Source organism: Litorivicinus lipolyticus (assembly GCF_009650135.1).
GTDB lineage: Bacteria > Pseudomonadota > Gammaproteobacteria > Pseudomonadales > Litorivicinaceae > Litorivicinus > Litorivicinus lipolyticus.
In genome coordinates this window covers 1,831,298-1,855,343 of record NZ_CP045871.1, presented here as the reverse complement: position 1 = coordinate 1,855,343, position 24,046 = coordinate 1,831,298, and the positions used below count along the sequence as shown (strand labels likewise).

Annotated in this window: 21 protein-coding genes; 14 read left to right on the top strand and 7 right to left on the bottom strand. The window is 60.3% G+C overall.

Annotation, left to right across the window (positions count from 1 at the left end):
- Positions 1-45 precede the first annotated feature (45 nt).
- Positions 46-171: a hypothetical protein gene (locus GH975_RS12260; protein WP_272482782.1), complete on the top strand. Its 126-nt coding sequence runs from the start codon at positions 46-48 to the stop codon at positions 169-171.
- Positions 172-178: 7 nt separating this feature from the next.
- Here GH975_RS12260 and GH975_RS09365 read toward each other — a convergent pair whose 3' ends face one another.
- A complete protein-coding gene (locus GH975_RS09365) occupies positions 179-628 on the bottom strand; it encodes a GNAT family N-acetyltransferase (RefSeq protein WP_153714269.1) in 450 nt (149 codons plus the stop codon).
- A 111-nt stretch (positions 629-739) separates the two neighbouring features.
- Here GH975_RS09365 and prfB point away from each other — a divergent pair, with 111 nt between their 5' ends.
- Entirely contained in the window at positions 740-1,834 is a 1,095-nt protein-coding gene (gene prfB / locus GH975_RS09360) for a peptide chain release factor 2 (RefSeq protein WP_153714268.1), read from the top strand.
- Entirely contained in the window at positions 1,835-3,349 is a 1,515-nt protein-coding gene (gene lysS / locus GH975_RS09355) for a lysine--tRNA ligase (protein ID WP_153714267.1), read from the top strand.
- On the opposite strand, the gene GH975_RS09350 is transcribed toward lysS, so the two are convergent.
- On the bottom strand, positions 3,346-6,486 hold the full coding sequence (locus GH975_RS09350; protein WP_153714266.1) for an efflux RND transporter permease subunit: 3,141 nt from the start codon (positions 6,484-6,486) through the stop codon (positions 3,346-3,348). The two genes, lysS and GH975_RS09350, sit on opposite strands and share 4 nt — an antisense overlap.
- A 3-nt stretch (positions 6,487-6,489) precedes the next feature.
- On the bottom strand, positions 6,490-7,905 hold the full coding sequence (locus GH975_RS09345) for an efflux RND transporter periplasmic adaptor subunit (RefSeq protein WP_170272617.1): 1,416 nt from the start codon (positions 7,903-7,905) through the stop codon (positions 6,490-6,492).
- Between the two features lie 75 nt (positions 7,906-7,980).
- Between GH975_RS09345 and GH975_RS09340 the strand changes: the two genes are divergently transcribed.
- On the top strand, positions 7,981-9,102 hold the full coding sequence (locus GH975_RS09340) for a M14 family zinc carboxypeptidase (protein ID WP_170272616.1): 1,122 nt from the start codon (positions 7,981-7,983) through the stop codon (positions 9,100-9,102).
- Here GH975_RS09340 and GH975_RS09335 read toward each other — a convergent pair.
- Complete coding sequence (locus GH975_RS09335) at positions 9,084-9,995, bottom strand: DMT family transporter (RefSeq protein WP_153714263.1); 912 nt, start codon at positions 9,993-9,995, stop codon at positions 9,084-9,086. The genes GH975_RS09340 and GH975_RS09335 overlap by 19 nt on opposite strands.
- A gap of 47 nt (positions 9,996-10,042) precedes the next feature.
- Here GH975_RS09335 and GH975_RS09330 point away from each other — a divergent pair, with 47 nt between their 5' ends.
- The gene (locus GH975_RS09330) at positions 10,043-11,173 is read left to right on the top strand and encodes an MFS transporter (protein WP_153714262.1); all 1,131 of its coding nucleotides are present in this window, start codon (positions 10,043-10,045) and stop codon (positions 11,171-11,173) included.
- Here the strand turns inward: GH975_RS09330 and GH975_RS09325 are convergent.
- The gene (locus tag GH975_RS09325; RefSeq protein WP_211365804.1) at positions 11,161-11,598 is read right to left on the bottom strand and encodes a 6-pyruvoyl trahydropterin synthase family protein; all 438 of its coding nucleotides are present in this window, start codon (positions 11,596-11,598) and stop codon (positions 11,161-11,163) included. The genes GH975_RS09330 and GH975_RS09325 overlap by 13 nt on opposite strands.
- 65 nt (positions 11,599-11,663) lie before the next feature.
- Here GH975_RS09325 and GH975_RS09320 point away from each other — a divergent pair, with 65 nt between their 5' ends.
- The 3 genes from GH975_RS09320 (at position 11,664) to GH975_RS09310 (ending at position 14,863) form a co-directional block, all read left to right on the top strand.
- Complete coding sequence (locus GH975_RS09320) at positions 11,664-12,629, top strand: 2Fe-2S iron-sulfur cluster-binding protein (protein WP_170272615.1); 966 nt, start codon at positions 11,664-11,666, stop codon at positions 12,627-12,629.
- Position 12,630: 1 nt separating this feature from the next.
- Entirely contained in the window at positions 12,631-13,311 is a 681-nt protein-coding gene (locus tag GH975_RS09315) for a fumarylacetoacetate hydrolase family protein (RefSeq protein ID WP_153714259.1), read from the top strand.
- Positions 13,312-13,381: 70 nt separating this feature from the next.
- Positions 13,382-14,863, top strand: a complete 1,482-nt coding sequence (locus GH975_RS09310) for a methyl-accepting chemotaxis protein (protein ID WP_153714258.1) — start codon at positions 13,382-13,384, stop codon at positions 14,861-14,863.
- Here GH975_RS09310 and GH975_RS09305 read toward each other — a convergent pair.
- Entirely contained in the window at positions 14,860-15,459 is a 600-nt protein-coding gene (locus tag GH975_RS09305; RefSeq protein WP_153714257.1) for a YfbR-like 5'-deoxynucleotidase, read from the bottom strand. The two genes, GH975_RS09310 and GH975_RS09305, sit on opposite strands and share 4 nt — an antisense overlap.
- A gap of 60 nt (positions 15,460-15,519) precedes the next feature.
- On the opposite strand from GH975_RS09305, the gene GH975_RS09300 reads away from it, so the two are divergent.
- From GH975_RS09300 to GH975_RS09285, 4 genes are read left to right on the top strand one after another with little or no spacing between them, the layout of a single operon-like run.
- On the top strand, positions 15,520-17,271 hold the full coding sequence (locus GH975_RS09300) for a cation:proton antiporter domain-containing protein (protein ID WP_211365803.1): 1,752 nt from the start codon (positions 15,520-15,522) through the stop codon (positions 17,269-17,271).
- A complete protein-coding gene (locus tag GH975_RS09295) occupies positions 17,268-17,918 on the top strand; it encodes a transglutaminase-like cysteine peptidase (protein ID WP_211365802.1) in 651 nt (216 codons plus the stop codon). The genes GH975_RS09300 and GH975_RS09295 overlap by 4 nt, the downstream gene beginning before the upstream one ends.
- The gene (locus GH975_RS09290) at positions 17,915-19,798 is read left to right on the top strand and encodes a bifunctional diguanylate cyclase/phosphodiesterase (RefSeq protein ID WP_170272614.1); all 1,884 of its coding nucleotides are present in this window, start codon (positions 17,915-17,917) and stop codon (positions 19,796-19,798) included. Before GH975_RS09295 ends, GH975_RS09290 begins: the two co-directional genes overlap by 4 nt.
- A 31-nt stretch (positions 19,799-19,829) precedes the next feature.
- Positions 19,830-20,414, top strand: a complete 585-nt coding sequence (locus tag GH975_RS09285; RefSeq protein ID WP_170272613.1) for an OmpA family protein — start codon at positions 19,830-19,832, stop codon at positions 20,412-20,414.
- Here GH975_RS09285 and GH975_RS09280 read toward each other — a convergent pair.
- The gene (locus GH975_RS09280) at positions 20,406-20,768 is read right to left on the bottom strand and encodes a hypothetical protein (RefSeq protein WP_153714254.1); all 363 of its coding nucleotides are present in this window, start codon (positions 20,766-20,768) and stop codon (positions 20,406-20,408) included. The genes GH975_RS09285 and GH975_RS09280 overlap by 9 nt on opposite strands.
- 112 nt (positions 20,769-20,880) lie before the next feature.
- Here GH975_RS09280 and GH975_RS09275 point away from each other — a divergent pair, with 112 nt between their 5' ends.
- Both GH975_RS09275 and GH975_RS09270 read left to right on the top strand, forming a co-directional pair.
- Positions 20,881-22,503, top strand: coding sequence for an ATP-binding cassette domain-containing protein (locus GH975_RS09275; RefSeq protein WP_153714253.1), 1,623 nt, complete (start codon positions 20,881-20,883; stop codon positions 22,501-22,503).
- Complete coding sequence (locus GH975_RS09270; RefSeq protein WP_153714252.1) at positions 22,500-23,771, top strand: HlyD family type I secretion periplasmic adaptor subunit; 1,272 nt, start codon at positions 22,500-22,502, stop codon at positions 23,769-23,771. Before GH975_RS09275 ends, GH975_RS09270 begins: the two co-directional genes overlap by 4 nt.
- Positions 23,772-24,046 lie beyond the last annotated feature (275 nt).

The window sequence follows — 24,046 nt, the reverse complement described above, 5'->3', positions numbered from 1 at the left end:
GCCGGCCGAGCTGGAGCGGCTATCGCCTGAGTTGTTGCGGTTCACTTGAAGCAGGCAGCCGAGCACAAAAACTATGCCGAGGTGATTCGCCTGAGCGGTGTTTTAAATGCCCGCGGTGACGACGCGATCGAGCACTGCCGGGTCGCCATGAACCGCGTTTGGGTCCAGTAGACGCGCCCTAATAGGCGACTTCGAAGCGCACCCAGCTGGTTTGTTGGGCGACTTTTCGATACAGCGACTGGGCCGTTTCGTTGTCAGCCGCGGTGTTCCAATATAGCTTGCGCCAACCTTCTTCGTGGCCGGTGTTGATGACTTCTTGCAGCAGCGCACGACCGACGCCATGGCGTCGGTAATCTGGGTGCGTAAACAAATCTTCCAAGTAAGCGTCCGGCATCAGACTCCAGGTGTTGGGGTGCAAAATCACGTGGACCAATCCGACCGCATTGCCGTTGATGTCGGCAACCCAACAGCGCAAGGCTTGGTCGGCGCTGAGCATGCCGTGGAACGCACTCTCAATGGCTTGGTCATCCGGGGCGGTGTTGTAAAAGCGCATGTAGCGCTCGAATAGATCGCGCCACTGCGGTTCGTCCGCGGCCCGGAGGGGGCGAATTTTAAGGTTTGAGGCCATGCGCTGCTCCTTGGATTGGGTCAGCAGTATCGATCCTGCCCTGATTAAACGCAAAGGGATTGGGCGCTGTGGTATTCTTGCGCGCCTCAAATTTTGGACAGTACCAGCCCGATGGAAATCGCACCGATTCTTAATCAACTCAAGGACTTGGACGAGCGCCGCACGGTGCTGGTCGCCTATCTTGATTACCCTGTCAAAAAAGAACGCCTCGAGGAAGTCAGCCGCGAGCTTGAAGACCCGCGCGTGTGGGACGAGCCGGACTTAGCCCAAACCCTGGGCCGCGAGCGCGCCAGCTTAGAGGCCGTCGTCGAGACGCTGGAAACCTTGGAGCGCGGCATTGCCGACAGCCGAGAACTGCTAGAGATGGCGGTCGAGGAAGACGATCAGGACACCGCGGACGAAGTGCAAGCCGAGTGCAATGCCCTCGATGCGCACCTGGCCAAGCTTGAATTCCGGCGCATGTTCAGCGGAGAAGCGGACCCCAATAACGCCTATTTGGAAATCCAAGCGGGCGCCGGCGGCACCGAAGCGCAGGATTGGGCCAACATGATTTTGCGCATGTACTTGCGCTGGGCCGAAGACAAAAAATTCAAAGCAACCATCACTGAATTGTCCGAAGGCGATGTCGCCGGCATCAAGTCGGCGGCGATTCACATCGAGGGCGAATATGCCTTTGGCTGGCTGCGCACCGAAACCGGCGTCCACCGCCTGGTGCGCAAGTCACCCTTTGATTCCGGGGCGCGCCGGCACACCTCGTTTGTGTCGGTGTTTATTTCCCCTGAAATCGACGACAACATTGATATCGAGATCAACCCGGCGGATTTGCGTATCGATACCTATCGCTCGTCCGGCGCCGGTGGCCAGCACGTCAACACCACCGACTCGGCGGTGCGTATCACGCACTTGCCAACCAATGCGGTGGCTCAGTGCCAGTCCGAGCGGTCGCAGCACCAAAACAAAGACAACGCCATGAAGATGCTGAAGGCCAAGTTGTACGAGCTGGAAATGCAAAAGCGCCGTGCCGCGTCCGACGCCTTGGAAGCGACCAAGTCAGACATTGGCTGGGGCAGCCAGATCCGCAGTTACGTGCTGGATCAAAGCCGAATTAAAGACCTGCGTACCGGGGTCGAAAGCAGCAACACCGGAGCCGTGCTGGACGGGGCTCTGGATGCATTTATCGAAGCCAGCTTAAAGAAAGGGTTATAAATGAGCGATAAAACACCGCAGGACGCCGCCGTCGAAGTTGATGAGAACCAGTTGATCGCCGAGCGCCGCGCCAAGCTAGCCGCCATGCGCGAGGCCGGCATTGCCTTTCCCAACAGCTACCGCCGCGATGCACTGGCCAGCGAATTGGTTGCCGCCCACGGTGACAAGGACAAACCCGCATTAGAAGTCGAACAGGTCCGCACCAAGATCGCCGGGCGCGTGGTATTGCGTCGCATCATGGGCAAGGCCTCGTTCATCACCATCCAAGACACCAGCGGTCGTATTCAGGCTTACCTGCGCAAGAACGACCTGCCTGAAGGGCTGTACGACCAGTTCAAGACCTGGGATTTGGGCGACATCGTCGGTGTCGAAGGCCACATCTTTAAAACCAACACCGGAGAGTTGTCGGTGCACGCCACCGACGCGGTGTTGCTGACCAAATCCCTGCGGCCGTTGCCGGACAAGCACAAAGGCTTGACCGACACCGAGCAGCGTTACCGCCAGCGCTACCTAGACTTGATCGCCAACCCGGAAGTCAAAAACACCTTCGTCCAGCGCAGCCAAATTGTTAGCGCGGTGCGCGGGTACTTCTTGGGGCATGATTATTTGGAAGTCGAGACGCCCATGTTGCAGGTGATCCCGGGCGGCGCCACGGCGCGACCCTTTGCCACCCATCACAATGCCTTGGACATCGAGATGTACCTGCGGATTGCGCCGGAACTGTACTTGAAGCGCCTGGTCGTCGGTGGCTTTGAGCGGGTCTTTGAAATCAATCGCAACTTCCGCAACGAAGGACTGTCGACCCGTCACAACCCTGAATTCACTATGCTCGAGTTCTACGAGGCCTACACAGACGTCAACGGCATGATCGATCACGTCGAGGCGTTGATCCGTGCGGCCTCAATGAAGGCCCATAACAGCCTGACCTTCCAATCCGCCGGGCATGACTATGACCTGAGTGCGCCGTTCCGGCGGATCAGCGTGTTCGACTCGATCTTGGAAAAGAACCCGAGCTTGGATGCCGCGACCTTGGGCGACTTGGATGGCGCCACTGCCTTTGCCCGTGACCTGGGTATTCATCTCAAGCCCAGCTACGGCTTGGGCAAAGTCCAGATCGAGATCTTTGAGAAAACCGTCGAAGACACCTTGATCGAGCCGACCTTTATTACCCTGTACCCGGCCGAAGTCAGTCCGTTGGCGCGGCGTAATAACAACGACCCCTTCTTGACCGATCGGTTTGAGTTTTTTGTTGGTGGGCGCGAATTGGCGAATGGCTTTAGCGAGTTGAATGACGCCGAAGACCAAGCCCAGCGCTTCCAAGAACAGGTCGCGCAAAAAGACGGCGGCGACGACGAAGCCATGTACTTCGACGAGGACTACGTGACCGCGTTGGAAGTCGGGTTACCGCCGACCGGCGGCTGCGGCATTGGCATCGACCGTTTGGTCATGTGGTTGCTGGACCAGGACAGCATCCGCGATGTCATCCTGTTCCCGGCGATGCGTCCCCAGGCCTAGCGCAGCGCCTGAATACGGCGAGCCCGGGCGATCACGCCCGGTGCCCGTCGTGCGCTGACCAAGGCGCGTCGAATATCATGCCCAATCGCCAGCATCGCCGGCGTCATCAGCAGCACCAACACCATGCCCAGCCCCAGTCCATACGCCAGCGTTACCACCGTCGGTTTCAGGAACTGTGCCTGGCGCGAGGTTTCGAACAACAAGGGAGTCAGCCCGCCGACCGTCGTCAGCGAGGTCAGGAACACCGCACGCAGACGATCCGATGCGCCCTGGACAATCGCGGCGTGGAAGCTCTGGTGACCGCTTAGCTCTTGAATGCGCACCATCAGCACGATGGTGTCGTTCAAAATAATACCGGCCATGCCAATAAAGCCGACCACGCTAAACATCGACAGCGGTATGCCGTGGGCGTAGTGCCCCCAGATCACGCCGACCAACCCCAACGGAATGGTCAGAATCGGCGCCAGTGGGCGTGTCCAGGATGAAAATATCCAGGTCAGCGTCAGGTAAATGGCCAGCACGCAGACCATGAAGCTGACCACGGCTTCGCTGAGGAATTCGCGTTCCTGCTGGGCCAGCCCGCTCATTTCGGTGTTGACCCCGTAGCGCAGCGCCAGTGCCGGCAATAGTTGCTCACGGATCTGTGTTTGGATCGCTGCCTGCTGGACCGGGTCGTCCGCCAACTCGCCGCTGACGCGAATGACGCGTTGGCCGTTTTCGACCTGCAAACTGGCAAAGCCTCGATCGCTGCGCCAGGTCGCCAGGCTGGCGAGGTCGGCATAGTCGCCGTTGGGCAGTGGGATACGTGCGCGCTGCAGGTAGTCCTGGTCGCGCAGGGCGTCGCTGATGGCGACGCGGATCTCGAACGACTGCCCATCCGTTGGCAGCGTCAGCGCGCTGATGCCGTCGAGTTGGTCACGCAGCTGTTTGGCCAAGCCCGCGGCGGTCAAGCCCAGGGCTTGAGCTTCCGGGGTCAGGCTTAAAATTTGCTCGGTTTTGTCAAACGGTAAGTCGTCCTCGACCGCGGACACACCGGCGATGCGGTTAAGCTCATTTTGCAGGGCTAACGAGGCTTGTTTGAGGACCCGGAAGTCGGCACCGCTGAGGCGTACGCTGACGCCATCACCACCGGGTCCGCGGCGGTCACCCCGGAACTGCAGGGTATCGACGGTGTCGGAGGCTGGGATGGCGTCTTGCCATTTGCGGATAAACTCGAAGGCGCTGTAGGGGCGCAAGTCCGGGTCGATCAGCTCGACGTCAAAGCCACCCAGGCGATCGGCATTGACGCGATTGGCGCCGGAGATCGGGCGGCCCGAATTGTCGCCAACCTGGAATAGCCAACTTTGGACCGCTTCGCGACCGTACTCGCGTTGGTAGTCGGCATTGACCGTTAACAAGGCGCTGGCCATCTGGTCCAGATAGGCACGGGTGTCAGCACGGTCACTGCCCTCGACCATCATCAGGTTACCGGTCAACGTGCCGCGTTCGGGGGCGTTGAAGAAACGCCAGCCAACGGTTTTGTCCATCAGCGCGGCGGCGCTGAACATGATCAAGCCAAGGCCGATGGCCAGTGTCGGGTAGCGCCAGGTCACGACTCGGCCGACCAAGGGTTTGAACACCGCCTCGCGGAATCGGTCGAAGTGTTTATTCACCCACAGGCTGGGTTGGTCATACCAGGCGGGACCGCCGCGTTCGGCGCCTTTAAGGGCATGGAACATGTGCGCCGGCAGCAGCAAAAATACCTCGGCCAGGCTGGCCGTAATGACCAACGCCACGGTGATCGGAATGTCACCGACCAGGCGTCCAAATGTACCGGTGATCAAAAACATGCCGCTGAAGGCAATGATGGTGGTGATGCTGGACGACAGCACCGGCAAGAACATGCGCTTGGCGCCTAAATAGGCGGCTTCGGACGGGCTGTGGCCTTGGCGGTGCAGGTGGTCGGCGTGTTCGCCAATCACGATGGCGTCGTCGACCACGATGCCCAAACAGATAATCAGCGCGAACAGTGAAATCATGTTCAGCGACAGCCCAAACGCCAGCATCATTGCGATGGTCGCCAGCATGGCCGTGGGAATACCCACCGTGACCCAAAACGCGGTCCGCACGCTGAGGAATAAAAACAGCAAACATACGACAATAATGAGCCCGGTAATGCCGTTTTCGATCAAGATATCCAGCCGGTCTTTGATCGCCTGTGCGCGGGCCCGGACCAAGCGCGCTTGAACGCCGTCGACGGCCTCGGCGTTGAATTGATCGACCACCGACTGGACGCTGTCTTGGATGCTGATGGCGTCGCCACCTTCGCCACGGTCAACCTGAATCTGGACCGCGTTCAGGCCTTGGTAGTAAAGCGCGAGGCCTCTATCCAACCCCTCGTACTCGACGCTCGCCAGTTCGCGCACCGTAAGTCGTGTGCCATTGTCCAGCGCAATCAGGGCGAAGTCTTGCAGTTCATCCAGCGGTTGCCCCGCGGTACGCAAACGCACGCGATCCCCGGCCATGGTGCCGGCGGGTTGGTCGCCAAATGAGCCGGCCAATTTAGTCGCGGCGTCGTTTAATGTGACGCCATACTTTTCCAGCGTTTGCGGGTCGAACTTTAATGTCACCCGCGGCTCGCTGATGCCTTGGATCGACGTTTTGGTGATGCCGGCGGCGAACAGCGCGGCGGTCAGTGTTTCGGCACGCCGTTCAAGCGCATCCAGTGACAAGTCGCCGTAGATCACGACGTTGGTGACGCGGTCGCGAAACCAGCCCAAGCTGATCGTCGCCGGCTCCAGATCCGATGGCAGGTCGCGGGCGTCGTTAATGACGCTTTCAACTTCGTTCAGCGCCACCGTCATGTCGTAGCCGGGAGCGAACTCTAACCGAAACTGAGCGTTGCCCTCGGACGCGCTGGCGGTCGATTCGGAGACGCCGTCCACCGCACGCAGGGCCGGCTCCAACTGAGACACGACGCGCTGATCGACGTCCTCGGCTCCGGCACCGGGCCAGGGCAGGGTGATGCGAACACTCTCGATGACAAAGTCAGGAAAAAACTGGGTCCGAATACGATCCAGGCTGATCAGGCCAATCGCAACCAACAGCACCAAGGTCAGGTTGGCCAGGGTGCGGTGGTGAATAAAGTAGCGCAGCATCGCTTATTGCTGCCGCAAACGTTCGGTGAGGCGAGTCACCAGCGCCGGCGGCGGATCGTCGCGTAGCTGGTTAAGAATGTCGGCTTTGCGGTCTTTGGGCATGCGCGTGTTGCTTTCAACGAATGCGATTAGCTCGTCAATGCTCGGGTCCGCTTGCGGCTCGCTGGTGGCGACTTGGACGGGCAAGCCGTCGCTGAAGCGCGGCGCCAAGGTTGCGGCGATGGCACGGTTCGGCGGCAGTTCAATCAAGGCACGGCGTTCGTCGCGCTGCAATACCACCGTCGGCTGCGCCCGCAGACGACCGTCTTGGACGTTAAATACCTGGTCATCGTCGCTTAACGCCGACAGTGGAATCCAGGCGATGTCATCGCGCACCGGTTCGCGCACGCTGACGCTGACCCAGTCACCCGGGCGTAGCAACGACGCCGGGTCCGGATTTAGCCGCGCGAACAGTTGGCGGCCGCCGCTGGCCAGATCACCCGTTGCGGCGACGCGATTGAGCACCCCGGTTTGCTGGTAGTTGATCGATCCGATCGTCAGGTTAACCGTGGTTTCCAGCGGCAAGGGGGCTTGGGCATCGGTTTGCATCAACCGAACCACACGCGGATTTTGGGTCGAGAACGACACCTCCAGCTGGCTCAGGTCGGTCAAGGTGCCGAGGGTCTGACCGGCATTGATGCGGTCGCCGACCTTAGCGGTGACGCCTTCTAGCACGCCGTTAAACGGGGCGCGGACCACGGTGTCGGCTAAGTCGCGGGTGGCCTGGGCAAGCACCAGTTGAGCCCGCTTGACGTCCAGTTCGGCACGGTCAGTGCTGGCGCTGGCATTGATCCGGGCGCCGGCGCGTGTCAATTCGGTTTGGCGCGCGCCCGACAACGCCAGCGCTGCGGCTTCGCGCTCAGCGGTCGAGGCCAGGCCGCGTTCGATCAGTTGTTCGATGCGCGCCAATTGGCCCTGTCGCAAGCCCGTTTGCTCCTGTGCCGCAGCCAGTTCCTGGTCGGCCAGGCGCTGGCGTTGGCGGGATTCTTTAAGTTGGTTGTCGGCCGCAGCCAGGTCTAGTTCAGCCCGGCGCAGGGCGTCTTCGAAAGGGGTCGCATTGAGGCGTGCTAACTCGTCGCCCTTGCGTACGCGCAGTCCGGTGGTTAGCTGCGTACTGACATCTTCTAGTCTGCCGGCGATGGGGAAGTTGATGCGGAATTGTTGGCTGGCTTGAACGCGGCCCTGGGCGGTCAGCGTCGGGGACACGCGGGTCGGTTCGAGTTGAATTAACTCAACCGTCGGTGTGTTGCCGCCGCGCTGGGGTGGGCCACCGGCGCTGTCGCCGCTGGCATTGTTCATGCGCCAGGCGCCAAACCCTAGGGCGGTCACGGAAACCGCAATCATCGCGAAGCCTGTGCCCGCACGTGCCAAAAAACTCATTAACGACCTCTCAATAATGACACTAGAGTAGCAACGCGCGATCATGCGCCCAACCAAGTTTACAAGGTGTTACCCGTGCCAAAAATTATTCGCCACCCGTTGTCGCTGTCGATCCCTGACGTGCAACTCAACCTTACCCAGCTCGTATACGGTAATGGGGCTCCGGTTGTCTATATCCAAGCCGGCATTCATGCTAACGAGTACCCCGCTATGGCCTGTGCCGCGGCCTTGCGTGACCGTCTTGCGGCATTCGAAAGTGAAGGGCGTATTGCCGGCACCGTGCGTCTGGTGCCGGTCGCCAACCCGATCGGCCTGGGTCAGTTTGTCCAGGCCCATCACCAGGGCCGCTATGACGCCGACACCGGGGTCAATTTCAACCGCGGCTACCCCTCGGTATACGCCTCCCTTAAGTCGCGCGTTGAGTCCGAGCTGGGGGGCGATGTGGATCGCAACGAAACCGTGATTCGCGGCGCGTTAACCGCAATCGCCAGTGAGCTAAGTGCCGAGACACTGAGTCAGCAGCACAAGCACCAACTGTTTGCCTGGGCCTTGGACGCCGACTACCTGATCGACCTGCACTGTGACGAGCAGGCGCTGATGCACCTGTACGCGTCCAAACGCGCGTACCCACAGTTACGCCCGCTGGCCCACGCGCTGGGTGTGCGTGTGGCGATGTTGGCGGACGACAGTGGCGGCGCCAGTTTTGACGAGGCTGGGCCGGGGCTGTGGTCGCGTTTGGCCGCTGATTTCCCAGACCTGCCGATCCCGGTTGGTTGCCGTGGGTGTACGGTCGAGTGCCGTGGTGAGCTGGACGTTAGTGATGCCTACGCCAATGCCGATGCCGAGGGTATTGTGCGTTATTTAGGTCAGATCGGTGTGCTGCGCGGTACCGCCGAAATTGATCCGTTTGATGTCATCGAGGTGGACTTGGAGGCGGTCGATTTGGTGCCGACATCCAGTGCCGGGTTGATCGAATGGTCAGTGGCGCTCGGTGACACCGTAAAGGCAGGCGACATAGTCGCGCAGGTCACGCCGCTGGACCCGGTGGAACGGGCCCCGGTGCCGATCGTCGCACGCAACTCCGGCTTGGTCATGACCACGATTACCCGGCGTTACGTGCGCGCCGGCCAATCGGTGTGCAAGATTGCCGGGTCCGAACCACTGACCTGGCGCAGTGGTTACTTGCTCGGCGACTGAGCCACGCGGGTGGGCCACACGGCGACCAATATGCCGATTAAAATCAGCATGGCGCCGGCCATTTCCCCGACGTTGAGGCGCTCGCCCAAAATGACCGCGGCCAGCACCAGGGTAAACAGCGGCAGCAGGTTGACCGACAACCCGGCGACTTGCGCCGGTACCTGGCTGATGCCCAAATTATACAGCCCGTAGGCGCCAATGCTGACGACCAAACCGAGCCACACCATGGCTTGCCAGGCGGTGGTGCTGGGCGTGCTCAAGTCCGGCGGATTGAGCAGCAAGAACGGCACGAAAAACACCGCGCCGACCCAAATTTGCAAGACCGTCACCAGCCACGGCGACAATTCGGCGGTTAAACGCTTGGCTACCAGCACGTACCCAGCCGCCATCAGCGTTGCCACCACCATCAGTGCGTTGCCCAATAATGGATTGGGAGCGGCCACATTGGCCTCGCCCAACGCAGTCATGGTCAGGGTCCCAGACAAAGCCAAGCCCAAGCCGATGATCAGGTTGCGGCTCAGGCGTTCTTTCAGCAGCAGCCAGGCGCCGATCGCAATCCAAATGGGCAGCGTTGAGGTGACCAACCCGGCGGCGCTGGCGCTGGTATAAAGCAAGCCGTTCATTTCGGCCAAAAAGTACAGGCAAGGCTCGAACAGCGACATGATGATCAGCCACTTCCAGTGCTCAGCGCGCATGCGCTTGATCGGTTCACGGCCCCATATCAGCAGCCACGGCAAGGTCGCGGCGGCCGCCAATAACAGTCGAATTCCGACCGCCTGTTCGGGGGTAAAATCGACCAACACAAACTTGGACGCGACAAAGGACGAGCTCCAAATCAGCATTGCGATAATCAGTGCGCCCCAGGCCATGGCATTCTCTCGGTAGTGGTTCAAAGTGCGCCAGCGTACACTGCCGCTTTTGCCGGATCAGCCTTTTGTTTGTGAATCATTCTCGCGTCCTGCTCGCGGTCACGGTGTTGGTGTTTTGCGTGATGTACGTACCCCAGCCGCTGGTGTCGGTGTTGTCGGCACGCTTTGCGGTGGATGCGGCCGCGGTTGGCCTGCTGGTTTCAATCACGCTGGTGCCGATGGCGATTGCGCCCTTGACCTATGGGTATTTTTTGAAGCGCCTGAGCGCGCTGGTGGTGTTGCGCTGGGCGTTGCTGGCCTTGGCCGCGTCGTGCGTGGCTTTGGCGTTGATCGATGCCTATCGGCCATTTTTGCTGTTGCGTGGGCTTCAGGGCCTGATTATACCGGCGATTTTGACGGCGTTGATGGCCTACCTGAGCGCCCAGCAAGACGGCGATGGGCTGAAATCGATCATGGCCAAGTACGTGGCCGCGACCATCATCGGCGGCCTGATGGGGCGATTGATCAGTGGCGTTGTCAGCCAGTGGTATGACTACCATCTGACCTATTGGGGGCTGGCGGCGGCGCTGGTGATGGCGGCGGCGTTGCCGTGGCAGCGTGCCCCGCGCCGGGCTATGAACGCGGCGTTGCCGACGCGCGCCGGGTTGCTGCGGGCCTGGCGCATCAATGGCAACCTATGGCGTTTTTTGGCTGTCAGTTGCCTGTTTGCGGTGTTTGCCGGCTTTTTGAATTTCTTGCCCCTGCGCCTCAGCACCTTGGACAGTGCCATTGGGCCTGCATTGATTGGATTGGCGTATGTCGGCTACCTCGGCGGCATTGCAACCTCGTTGGGTGGACGCCGTATTGCCCGGCGCATGGGCGGCGTTGATCGCACCATGCAGGGCGCCATGCTGCTGGTCAGCCTGTCGATCGTGGCCAGTATTTGGCTGACGGTATACGGGCTGTTCGCGATGATGTGGGTGTTTTGTTTGGCCATGTTTTTGGTCCACACCTTGGCGGTCGGCGAGGTCAACCAGGCCGAGCCTGAGTTACGCGGCGTGGTCAATGGCTTGTACGTCGCGCACTACTACGCCGGCGGGGTGGTCGGGACCTGGTTGCCTGGGTATGTCTATGACGGTTACGGCTGGACGGCGCTGATGCTCACATTTGCGGTGATTGGCGGCGCCGGGTTGTACTGTTTAGTGCGCGCTCAGGGGCGGTAGACGCCTGAGTTCTTTTGGTTTTCACGGCACTCAACGCTGATTAACCAGGCGCGCCCTTGGGTGTTCTCGGTGATCCAAGGTGCGACGTAGTCGTAAACGTACTTGGCGGTGTTTTCCATGCTGACGTTGGGCAGCACCCGAAGCTTTACAATTTGGCGCGCATGCAGGTCTTCAAAGGTCGCCAGTTCAGGGTCGTCCGCGTTGATTAAGCAGGTGTGGTCAAACTGGTCTTCGAGCCAGGTTTTGAGTGGTTTAAATCCACCAAAGTCGACGCCAAAGCCTTCGGGTGACAGCGACTCGCAGCCAAACTCCAAGGTAAAGGAACGGCTGTAGCCGTGCACGAACTTACAATGCCCGGCGTGGCGCCATTGGCGGTGGGCACAGGGGTAGTCAGCAAATACTTTTCGGGTTACGAATACACTCATGGCGCGCAGTATACCCAAACGCATGCGGCTTGAGTTTATTCATGGTCGATGGGATAACACGCGCCATGACTCGTACTTACACCCTCCAATGGGACGGCCAATCGGTGACTGCCGATGCCGACACTTCGCTATTAAAATCACTGCTGCGCGCCGGCAAACCGGTCAGTTACGGCTGTGGATCAGGCCAATGTGGCGCCTGCCGCTTGCGTTTAATTGAGGGCGAGGTCGACGCCCCAGCCACCCAGACCTTGTCGCCTGCGCAACGCGCGGCGGGCGAGATTCTAAGCTGTCAGGCACGCCCGCGCTCAAATGTTCGTGTCCAAAGCGTGACCCCAACCGCCGGCGATGCCGAGACCTACAACGGTACGATTACGCGCGTTGAGCGGCCGACCCCGGACCTGGTCAAGCTGCGCGTTCGCCTCGAAGGTGTGCTTGACTTCCACCCCGGTCAGTACGGGTTGCTGCGCACCCATTACGGGCCCGCGCGGCCCTATTCGCTGGCCAATCCGCCCGGCCAAGGCGTAGTTGAATTCCATATCCGTGCGGTCACCGGCGGCAAGGCCGGACCGCAAATATACGCCCAGGCCAAACGCGGCGACCGGGTTGAGTTGACGGCCCCGATGGGGGACGCCTATGCCCCGGATTTGAATCGTCCGATTGCACTGATTGCGACCGGCACCGGGATGGCGCCGATGAAGTCGGTGTTGGCGTATTTGCGCCAGCGCGAGCATCGGTCGCCGGTGCGCGTGTTGTGGGGCAACCGAAGCCCGGACGATTGCTATGACATGGCTGCGTTTGAGGCCCTGGTCGAGGGGTTCGAGGACGCCCAGTTTTTGCCGGTCTTCAGCGCCGGCGCCGGTGGCACTCGGGTGACCGATCACCTGCGCGCATTGGCCCCCAGTTTGCTCGGCTGGACAGTGTTTTGTGCCGGCAACCCCCAGATGGTACGTGACGTCGCCCAGCAGCTTGCACTGATGGGCCTGGCGCCGCATGATTTCCACGCAGATCCATTCACCCACGCAGAGGATTAAAATGCACCTGTTTCAAGCGCACGACCTGATCGACCTAACCATCCTGAACGACGAACGCCGATTCCCGGTGCACAACATTTACTGCATCGGTCGAAACTACGGTGACCACGCGATTGAAATGGGCTTTGAGGTGGACCGCGAAGCGCCGTTCTACTTTATGAAGCCGGCCTCGAATTTGAGCGAATCCAGTGACGTCCGCTACCCGCCTAAGACGCAAAAATTGCAGCATGAAATCGAACTGGTGGTGGCACTGGAATTGGGCGGTCGCGATCTGACCTGCGAACAGGCCCTGGAGTGCATTGCCGGGTACGCGGTCGGCTTGGATCTGACCCGCCGTGATTTGCAAATTCGCAATCGCGACCAGGGCCGCCCGTGGGAAATCGGCAAGGTCTTTGATGGCTCCGCACCGATTGGTCCGCTGCACCTGCGCAGTGAAGTCAACGACCTGACACAGGGCCGAATCGAGTTGCTGATTAACGGTCAGGTCCGTCAGGCCGGTGACCTGGGCGACATGATTCATTCGGCGGCCGAGTTAATCGCCTATCTATCGACCTTGCAAATGCTGCAAGCCGGCGATTTGATCTTTACTGGGACGCCGGCAGGGGTCTCGGATTTGGCCCGTGGTGACGTCCTCGAAGGGCGCATTGAAGGCTTGACCCCGCTGTCGGTCACGGTGGTTTAGACGGCCGTAAAGAATACCGTTTACCGGTCGATACAGCTTCAAAGAAAAGACCTTGCTTTGGAGCGAATTGATGACCCTATTTTGGATAGGCGTGGCGTTGGCCGTGGGTTTAGTGGGTGGCGGGTGGTTGGGCTCCCGGCGCGCTGTGTCAGCGCCGCCGAGTGATCCGGTTACTAGCGCTCCGGCTTTAGACGATGCGACGCTGGAACGTCTGGCGAGTGCTGCCGGTGCCAGCGCCATCGCAACCGCCCAGGTCTGGAATGAAGTCCAGTCCTTGGACGCTAGCTTTGGCCGCAAGGTCCACTCGATTGATCGTATTTCCGAGCACTCCGGCGCACTCGCCAGCGGGGTTCAACAAATCAGTGTGTCCGCGGAGCATGTCCGCGTCAGTGCGATTGAAAGTAAACAAAGTTCGGATCGCGGCAAACAGTCCGTCGTGACCACCGTCAAGGACATGCACAAGGCGCGCTCCCTGAGCCGGCTCACGGTTGAGAAGGTTCAGCAACTCAGTCAACAGAGTGCGCGCATCGCTGACATCGCCAAGGTCATCCAGAAAATTGCTGAACAAACCAACTTGTTGGCCCTGAATGCCGCGATTGAGGCGGCGCGGGCCGGTGAGCAGGGGCGTGGTTTTGCCGTGGTGGCGGACGAAGTTCGCTCGCTGGCCCGGCGCACGGCGGATGCGACCACCGAGGTCGGCGCCATGGTCCAGCAAATTCAATCCAGCACGGAACAAGTCGCCGGTGACATAGAACAGGTGGCCGCTTCGGTCGAACACGGCACCGAGCAGGTCGAGAGCATCAACCTGGTGTTGACGGATGTGGCGGCGCGCGCGGACAGTATCCAGCATGGCGTATCGGACATCGCCGACGCACTGGGGTCGAGTTCGAACATGGTCGCCGGGCTGGCCAACTCGCTGGGTGAAATGGGCGGCGATATGCACCGCAGTCAGCAGGCGATTGGTGCACTGACCGCACAATGCGGCAAGCTGACAAGCCAGGCCGAGACCTGTAATGCGGTGGCCGCTCAGATCGCGCCGCACAGCACCCATGGCGACATTTTTGACGTCGCGCGCGCCGCCGCCGATCAGGTTCAAGCACGACTGGAAAAGGCCCTGCGTACGGGCGAGTTGACCGAGGGCCAGCTGTTTGACCGCAACCACCAGGTCACGCCGGGGACCAATCCAGCTCGCTACACCACCCAGTACGACGGCTTTTTTGACCGCGTGATCGGGCCGCTACAGGAACCCGTGTTGGCCAGCCGCGCTGCGCTGGTATATGCCATTTGCACCGACCCTGTAGGCTACGTCGCCAAACACAATGATGTGTTCTGCCAGGCCTTGACCGGCGACCCGGATCACGACCTGGTTCACAATCGCACCAAGCGGGTATTTGATGACCCGACTGGGGGCCGTTGTGGCGCCCACACCGAACGGATGCTGGTTCAAACCTACATGCGCGACACCGGCGAAATCATGCACGACCTGTCGGTGCCGATTATGGTCGCCGGCCAGCACTGGGGCGGTATGCGGCTGGGCTACCGGGCCGCTTAGGCGCGCCCGAACTCGTCCAACTGAACGTGCTTTAATTCACACACCCTATCGCGCACCCAGCGTGCACCCTCCCAATTCAGGTCAGGGTGCTCAGCCTGGGCTTTGATCAGCAGCGATTCGAACGCTTCGCTGCGTTCTTGACTGATGACCTCGCGCGCCGGCCCCTTGCCTTCCTGGCGAATAACCACAAGGGCATCCAATATGTCTGCCAGTTTTAATATCCGCCACAGATAGGATTGCTCGGGCACTTGGGCCAGGTCTTCGCGTTGTGCCGCGTCCGGGCAAATTGCCCGCTCCAGCTGGTCGATTGGCGACGCCTGGCCTTCAAAGTGCTCGCGCAGGGCGCGTTTAATCGGCGACGGCATGTCCCCGGTGACGATCTCGCTTAAATCATGCAACAGTGCCAGCTCGTAAAGCAGCACCTGTTGCTCGGCCTTTAACTGGGGCACTACACGGGCGGCGATTTCACGGGCGTACAAGGCCACCAAGCAGGAGTGCTCGGCGATCGACGGGTAGCGGTGGCAATTAACGCTGTGCCAGCGCGTCACGGTGCCGGCAAAGGGCAGGTTGCGGATGTCAAACTTGAGAGGTTCCATGGTCGGCTCGTCGCTGAATGTGGCACGATCTTATCTAATTTTTGAGCCAGTGAGGGCGTGGTGGATACCCACAGTCTGTTAATTAACACCCTATTGTTTCTGGGCGCCGCCGTTGTCGTGGTGCCGCTGTCGCGTTTACTGAAACTGGGTACGGTGCTGGGCTATCTGATTGCCGGCCTGTGTTTGGGCCCCTACGGGATCGGTGTATTTACCGAAGCCGAGGGTATTTTGCACTTTGCTGAATTGGGCGTGGTGCTGCTGCTGTTCTTAATTGGCCTGGAATTGGAAGGGCCGCGGCTCAGTCAGACCCGCACCGCGATGCTGCGCTTTGGGTTGCCGCAACTGCTGGTGACGGTGGCACTGATTGGTGGGGCGGTTTACCTGTTGGGCGTCAGTGCCAATCTTGCCTTGGTCATTGGCTTGGCGCTGGCGCTGTCGTCGACGGCGTTTGCGCTGCAGCTGATGGGTGAGCGCCGCGAGTTTTCGACGGCCCACGGCCAAGCCGGCTTTGCGGTGCTGTTGACCCAAGACATCGCAGTCATCCCGATCCTCGCGTTGCTGCCGTTTTTGGGTGGCGGGGCGCCCGATACACCGGTCTGGATCAGTGCCGCGGCGGTGGTCGGGTTAGTCGTGGTGGCGCGCTTCGGGCTGCGCCCGCTGCTGGGCTACGTGGCACGCTCGGCGGTGCCCGAGCTGTTCACCGCGGCGACTTTGTTCGTGGTTATGGGCGCCGCGCTGGCGATGTCCGAGGCAGGCGTCAGCATGGCATTGGGCGCCTTTTTGGTCGGTATTGCGTTGGCCGACAGCGAATTCAAACACCAGCTCGAATCCGACATCGAACCGTTTAAGGGGCTGTTGCTGGGAACCTTTTTTATGGCCGTTGGGTTGGGCCTGGACCTGGGGGTGGTGGCGGCCAACCCGCTAACGATTGTGGCCGGCGCGGTCGCGCTGGTGGCGATTAAAGGGGCAGTCTTGGTGGCGGTGGCGCGTGCCAACGGGATTCCCTTGGCGAATGCGTTACTGCTGGGCGGTTTGCTGGCCCAGGGCGGTGAATTTGCCTTTGTCATCTTTGCCGAGGCCGGCGCCCTGGGGTTGTTGGCCCCCGGCATGGCCGGCGTATTGGTCGCTACCGTGACCCTGTCGATGGCGCTGACGCCACTATTGGTGTGGGCGGCTGGCGCCGTCATACGGCCGCCGTCAATGGACAACGAACCGATTCAGCCCGGCGAGGCACGCCCGATCATCATTGCCGGTTTCGGTCGATTCGGCCAAATGGTCGGGCGCGTGCTGGGCTCGTTACGGATCAATTTCACCGCCATTGAATCAAGCTTCGAACAGGTCGCTTTCGTGCGCCGGTTTGGCCACAAGGTGTTTTTTGGCGATGTGACTCGGTTGGACACGCTTAAAGCGGCGGGGATCGATAATGCTCGGCTGTTTATTTTGGCGGTTGATGATGTCGACACCTCGGTGGCCTGCGCCGAACTGATTCGCCATCACTACCCGGACTTGCCAATTTATGCGCGTGCCCGCAATCGCAATCACTCGTTTCGTCTACTAGATTTAGGGGTGACGGAACTGACCCGGGAAACCATGTTGTCGAGCACTGAATTGGCGCGCCATGTGTTGGAGCACGAAGGCTACCCGGTCGGCCAGGCGGAGGGGATCATTCGCCAGTGGCGCCGGTATGATGAGTCGCTATTGCGTGAGCAAAGCCAATTCCACACGGATGAATCGTCCTTGGTGGCGTCGGCACAACAGGCGGCACGGGACCTGGAAAAGCTGTTCGAAGCCGATGCGAGCGCCAAGCGTTGAAGCGACGCACGCTGGCACTGGGTGCGGCCGCGTCGGTCGGCGGCTGGGTCATGGCCGACTTGGCGGTGGGCCTGGTACGTCCCGAAGCACGCGCCGCGTATTCGACACTATACCCAGCCATGGCCCAGCGCCGGTTGGCCGCCTGGGAAGCCTTGCCAGGGCGTTTGAGTGGCCTGCCGTTGGCCGAGCGCTTGACCCAGACCAACCAGTTTTTTAACCAGCTGCGGTTCTTGAGTGACGGTGAGCAATGGGGCTCCCGGGACTACTGGGCCACGCCGCTCGAATTTTTAGGCCGCGGCGCCGGCGATTGTGAAGAGTTTGCGATCGCCAAGTACGTGACCTTAGTCAAATCCGACGTGCCGACCGCACAGTTACGCATCACCTACGTCAAAGCCCTGCGCCCACGCCAGGCCCACATGGTCCTAACCTGGGCCCCAAAGAGCGGTGATATGCCTTTAGTTTTGGATAATTTAATAGCCGACATCCGGCCTGCGTCCGCGCGCACGGACCTGATTCCGGTTTACAGCTTCAACGCCGACAGTTTGTGGATCAGCAAAGTCGGCAGCGAGAAACGTGTGTCAGATGCCTCCAATGTCGGCCACTGGCAGGACCTGCGTCGGCGCATGGCCAAGGAGATTATATTGTGAACCTGAGAAATCAGTTGTCGCTCGCCTTTGGGGCCGTGTTGCTGGCCGTGCTGGCAGTGATTGCGGCGTTCGATGCACAGCAGTCCCGGCGCTATTTGGACGAGCAGTTATCGCGCAACGCGCAGGGCGCGGCGACGTCGTTGGCGTTGTCGATGCAAGCCGGCTGGCGTGATCAGCCAGACGTGCCGGTGCTGCGCAGCTTGGGCGATGCCTTGTTTGATCGTGGTCTGTATCGCAGCTTGGTGCTGACCCAGTCCGACGGCGTGGTGCTGGTGCAGCGCGTTGATCGACAGCCGATTCAGAGCGTACCGGTTTGGTTTCAGCAGTGGTTGCCATTGGCACCGGCGGCGGGGTTGGCCGAAGTATCGGATGGATGGCGGACCATGGCGCGGCTGGAAATTGAGCCGCACCCGGGTCTTGCCTATATCAATTTGTGGGAGCGGTTCATCCGCGCCTGTGTTTCGGTGCTGCTTGGTGCGTTGGCGGCAACCGGATTGGTTTATCTGTTGATGGCGCGTTTATTTCGGCCGTTGGAACGTATTTGCGCTCAGTCCAAGCACTGGGCACTGGGCAGCTTTTCGGTGATTCCGCCACCGGGTATTGCCGAGGTGACGCCGCTGGTCGACAGTTTGAACCGCTCTAATGCGGCCTTGGCCAAGCTGTTTCAAAGCCTTGAGGGCGACCTGGACCTGGCGCGCGAAGCCGCTGACACCGATGCCGTCAGCGGCGCGCTTAACCGCGATGCCTTTTGCGAGCGATTGGATGCTCAGCTAAGCGATGACGACGTCGCCGGTGGGGCGGTGATGTTGCGCTTGAACGGCCTGGACGCCCTGAACCATGACCTGGGCCGGGCCACGACGGATGGCGTTATTCGGGCGATCGTCAGCGTCCTGGATCAGGTGCTAGGGGACGGCGCGTTGGTCGCTCGCTTAAACGGCAGCGACCTAGTCGGCTTTACCCCCGGTGCCGATCACGCTCACCTGCTGGCGGCGTGTGATGGGCTGGATGCCATGCTGGCGCGTACCCTGCCGCTGAGCGTGGCGCGCGATGGTATGTTCAAGGTGGTCGCCACACAGGTGCGTCCGGCGGATCGGCGCGCGGACGTGCTGAGCCGACTGGACCGGGCGTTGGATGAGTCGGACCACGGCGCCGTGGTCGGCGATGAAATGGCCATGCCCGGCGGACGCCAGGCTTGGAGCCAACAGATCAATGCACTTTGGGATCAGGGGCGGCTGGTGTTTCAAAGCCTGCCTTTGGTCGACGTCAATTTGCAGCCCGAATATCACCTGCTGTTGGGCAAGCTGGCCCAGGACGGCGGCGCGCTGCTGTCGGCATTGAGCTTCATGCCGGCGTTGGCGGCGACCGATCGGTTGGCCGAGTTGGACCGCGCCGCGGTTGCCGAAGCTTTGCGCCGAGTTGCCCAGTCGCGCCGGCGTATCGGGGTGACGCTGACTCGGGCTGCGATCGATAACCCGAGCCTATTGCAGGCTCATTTCGACGCCACCGCGTTGCAACGGGCCCGGATCGTGTTTGAAATCACCGAGCAGGACTTGTTGGCGGCGCGCGATAGCTGGGGAATGTTGGAACCCTTGCTGACGCGCCATGGCAACTGGGTGCTCAAACATGCCGGTTTGGCCAATGGCACGGTTGAGGCCGTGCGGCGCTTCAAACCACGCGGGGTAAAACTCGCACCCAGTCTGATCCAAGGTGCCATGCACCGAAGGGCGACCGCCGAATTTGTGCGAACCACGTCTCATCTACTTCGCAGCCTTGACTGCAAAGTTTGGGTTGAGGGCGTGGGTGATATGGCCACCTGGGAATGGGCGGTAAAACACCAGTTCGATGGTGGCCAAGGCCGCTTCGTCAACACCGACGAGTAGCAACGCCCCTCTGAGACACGAGGGATTGGCCATGAAAAAGTTAGCAATGATGGGATGGCTGTTGGCGCCGTTTTTGGCGCTGGCGGTTGAGCGTGAGGCCAGCTGGGTGATTGCGGACCTGTTGTTGGCCGACACTGACGGCGACACCATCGTTGACCACGACGACCGTTGCCCACACAGCACGCTCGGTGCGATTGTCGCCAGCAACGGCTGTGCGTTGTGGGTCCAACGAGCCCAGGGTCAGCAGCTCAACGTTCAATTCGACAGCGACGAGTCCGCGGTCAAACCGCGTTACATGAAGCGCTTGCAGGCCTTTGCAGCGCGGATCAACGGTGAGGCGCGGATAATCGAACTGAGCGGGCATACCGACGCTCGCGGCTCGGCGGATTACAATCAAGGGCTGTCGGAGCGTCGTGCGCAGGCGGTATTTGACGTGCTGGTTGGTCAGTACGGCGTGAATCCAGAGCAGCTCAAAATGGTCGGCTACTCTGAAAGTCTGCCCTTAGCTGCCGGTCAAACGTCTAGCGAGCTGGCGCTGAACCGCCGAGTCCAAGCGGACATTGTTGAACTGAGTCAAGGAGCCCAGTTCGAAACCGTCAAGACCCACTCAGAGTAGCGGCTCTTCGTCGTCCAACAGATCCGGCAACACTGTCAGCCCGGCGCGCGCGCGTTTACGCTCCAGCAGTTTGGCGCGCGCCGCTTCCGGCAAGTCGGTCAGTCGGATCGAATTCGTCTTGACCAGTAGCTCGACCAAATCGTCAATAATTCGGATCGATTCCATGTCCGAACGCGTCAACTCATCAATCAAATCCAGCCGATCGTGGGCTTGGTCTAAGTTTGGACTATGCTTCGTACCAAGGAACGCAGCGACTTCTGCGCTGTCGGTGTCCAGGAATTCCTGGCCGGCGTAGTTAGGGGTGGCATAAAGCGCGAGTATTTTGTCGCGGGTATTACGTTGTATATAAGGCATTAAAGTGGCTCAGTCCGAATCCAGTCCTAGCAGTATAGGCACACCGCAGACAAAGCGTCAGGCAGGCATCGGTCGTGAGATTTGGGCTGAGCGTGGGTTTTTACGCGAAGCCGTGCTGGCAGGAATCCTGAGCAATTTAACCGCCTTGGTGTTGCCGCTGTTTGTGATGACGGCGTATGACAAGGTGGTGCCAAACCTTGCTTACAGCTCGCTGTGGGCGCTGGCGCTTGGGGTGCTGCTGGCGGCGTCGATTGATGTGATTGCCCGCCGCGGCCGCGCCAAGCTATTGGAGGCCTTGGGAACGCGTGTCGATTTGCGGCTGGGTCGTCGCTTACTCAGCCGTATGCTCAGCTTGCCGTATGTCATGCGACCGAAACAGCTAGGCGAAGTCAGTGCCGGTTTTCGTGAGCTTGAAAGTCTGCGCGGGTTGCTCAGCAACACGACCTTGACGGTGCTGGTGGACTTGCCCTTCGCGGCTTTGTTTATTGTCATCATTGCGCTGATCTCGCCCTGGTTGGCACTGCCTGCGCTGGTTGCGCTGCCGGTATTGGTTTTGATCGCAATGATCGCTGGGCGACTGGCCGCGGCGCATCAGCCGGCGGCGATGGACGCCGGACGCGAACAATCCGCGGCCTTGGTCGAGGGCTTTGCGCAGTACGAAACCATCAAAAGTTTGGCCCTAGAACCGCGCGTCCAAGCGCGCTGGGAATCGGCGACCGCTGAGCGCTCCGTGGCCCAGGACCGGACCCGTCACTACAACGCCATGCCCAGCTACTTTGCCAGCGCGGTGTCGATGGTCGCCAGTGTGGCTGTGGTGGTCATAGGGGCTTATTTAGTCGCGGATCAAGCGGCGACCATGGGTGCGCTCATTGCGGCGATGATATTAACCGGCCGTGCGGTCGCGCCGGCTGCGGGCCTGGCCGGACTAATCAACGGTTGGCACCGGGCGCGGCAAGCCTTCGCCAGCGTCTCAGATATGCTCAGCGGCGAGATCGAATTGGGCACTCATCAGGGCACAATCGCCGGTCAGTGGCAGCTGGATGGAGTGGAAGTCAGTTACCCGGACAGCGCGAAACCCTCGCTTCACGCGATCTCGCTGACCATTCAGCCGGGCGAGCGCATCGCTGTGTTGGGGCGCGGAGGCAGTGGCAAAACGACATTGGCCCGGGTGCTAGCAGGGTTGATCGTGCCGGAACGCGGATTGGTTAAGTTAGACCAGGTCGAAATGAAACAATGGTCGAATCAGGCTCGTGCCGAGGGTATCGGTTACCTGCCTCAACAGCCCGGTTTCTTCGCCGGTTCTGTGCGCGATAATGTGCTGTGGGGATTGCAGGGTATTGACGAAGCGCGCTTGCAGCAGGCCGCCGAACTGAGTGGGTTGAGTCGCTTTCTAGCCGATTGGGCAGCCGGTTGGGACCAGAATGTGGGCGAGGGCGGTGGTGCCTTGTCGGGCTCGCAACGCACCGCGGTCGCCTTGGCCCGGTTGATCATGCGCGATACGCCCGTGGTGGTGATGGACGAGCCGACCTCAAATTTAGACGCCCGCAGTGAAGTCGAGTTGCGCGGCCAACTCAAACCTTGGTTGGACATTAAAGGATTGATTCTGGTGACCCATCGCAGCGCCATGCTGAGCTGGGTGGACCGTATTATCGTCGTCGACGGTGGGCGTATCGTGGCGGACGGACCCAAGGATGAAGTGTTAACCATGTTGATGATGAAGCAGGCTCAAGCATGAGCTTAACCATTGACGCGTTACTGACCGAGCGCCCATCACATCGGCTGCGGTTCGGACTGTGGTTGATTTTGGCCGCGATCGTGGTGGGCTTAGGTTGGGCCCATTTTACCGTGCTGCCACGTGTGGTCCGCGCGACCATCATTATCGAACCGGTCGGTGAAGTGCAGCGCGTGCAGCACCCCGATGGCGGGCGGTTGTCGGAATTGATGGTGCGGGCGGGAGATCAAGTGGTCAAAGGGCAGGTGCTGTTGCGCATTGACCGCACTCGGGCCGAATCCAATCTGGACGAGAACCTTGCGCGCCAGAGCAGCTTAGCCATGCAAATCGCACGCCTGCGAGCCGAGTCTGCCGGTGAGGCCTTTGTGTCGGACGACCCCTGGATGGCCGACCAACTCGAGGCCCATCGCGCCCGTCGCCAGGCCTTGGCCAGTGAGCAGGACGTGCTGACGGAGCGAGCTCGCTCCGTCCAGGCACAGCTCCTCGCTAATCAATCAGCGGTCGCCGCCGCACGTGATGGCGTGTCATCGGCGCGTGAAGAGCTGGAACAGTTCCAGCGCCTACAGGCGAGTGGCGCTGTGTCCAAGGTCGAGGTGCTGCGATTGGAGCGCGAGCTGCGCGAGCGTCGATCTAGCCTGACCCAGCTGACGGCTGAACGGCCACGATTGCAGTCCGAACGCCAAGCACTGAGTGAGCAAATTAATTCACTGGGCGCAGAATTTCGATCCGGGGCCCAGCAGGATCTGATCCGGGCCCAGACCGAACTCAGCTCACTGCGTAACCTGAGCACGGGGATTTCGGATTTGGTCAAGGCCACCGAGGTACTTGCGCCGACCTCGGGCACCCTGGGCGAAGTGCGGGTCAACACCATTGGCCAGGTCATTCAGCCCGGCGACGTGTTGATGGAAATTATTCCAAGCGACACCAGATTGCAGGCGCGCGCCAAGGTACTGCCGGCGGATATTGGCTTCGTGTCGCCGGACCAGCCGGTCAACTTGCGCATCAGCACTTACGATTTTAGTCGCTACGGTGTGATGCCCGGACGCGTCTCAAAATTAGGTGCAAATACGGTTGGGGAACGCGATTCGGAGCCTTACTACCCAACAATTATCCTGATGGATTCGGACTTTTTAGGCGGCGCTGATAATCCGTTGCCGATCAAGGTGGGTATGCGCGGGACCGCGGATATTATTACCGGCCAGCGTACGGTATTGGGTTATTTTCTGACCCCGCTCAGTAAAATTCGCTACGAAGCGTTCACTGAGCGATAGTGCGAAAATATAGTCCATCTTGTACCAGGGTGCAGGGCCTAAATTTGGTGTTATTTTTTTTAAATTAATTGATATGAAACAACAGACTGCGTCCATTGGTTGCGAGTGCGCAGTAGTACGTATGTGTATATTAAAGACGCGTAGGTGAAAGTACTTAATTCATTTCCTTCCCAGTGGTCGTAACTCTGGTACCGTGCTCACAGAGATAGGGACTATATGGTGCCGCCAGTTTTGGTGTAACCACGCTGCGATTTTGAGCCAAGGTTGGCGCGTTT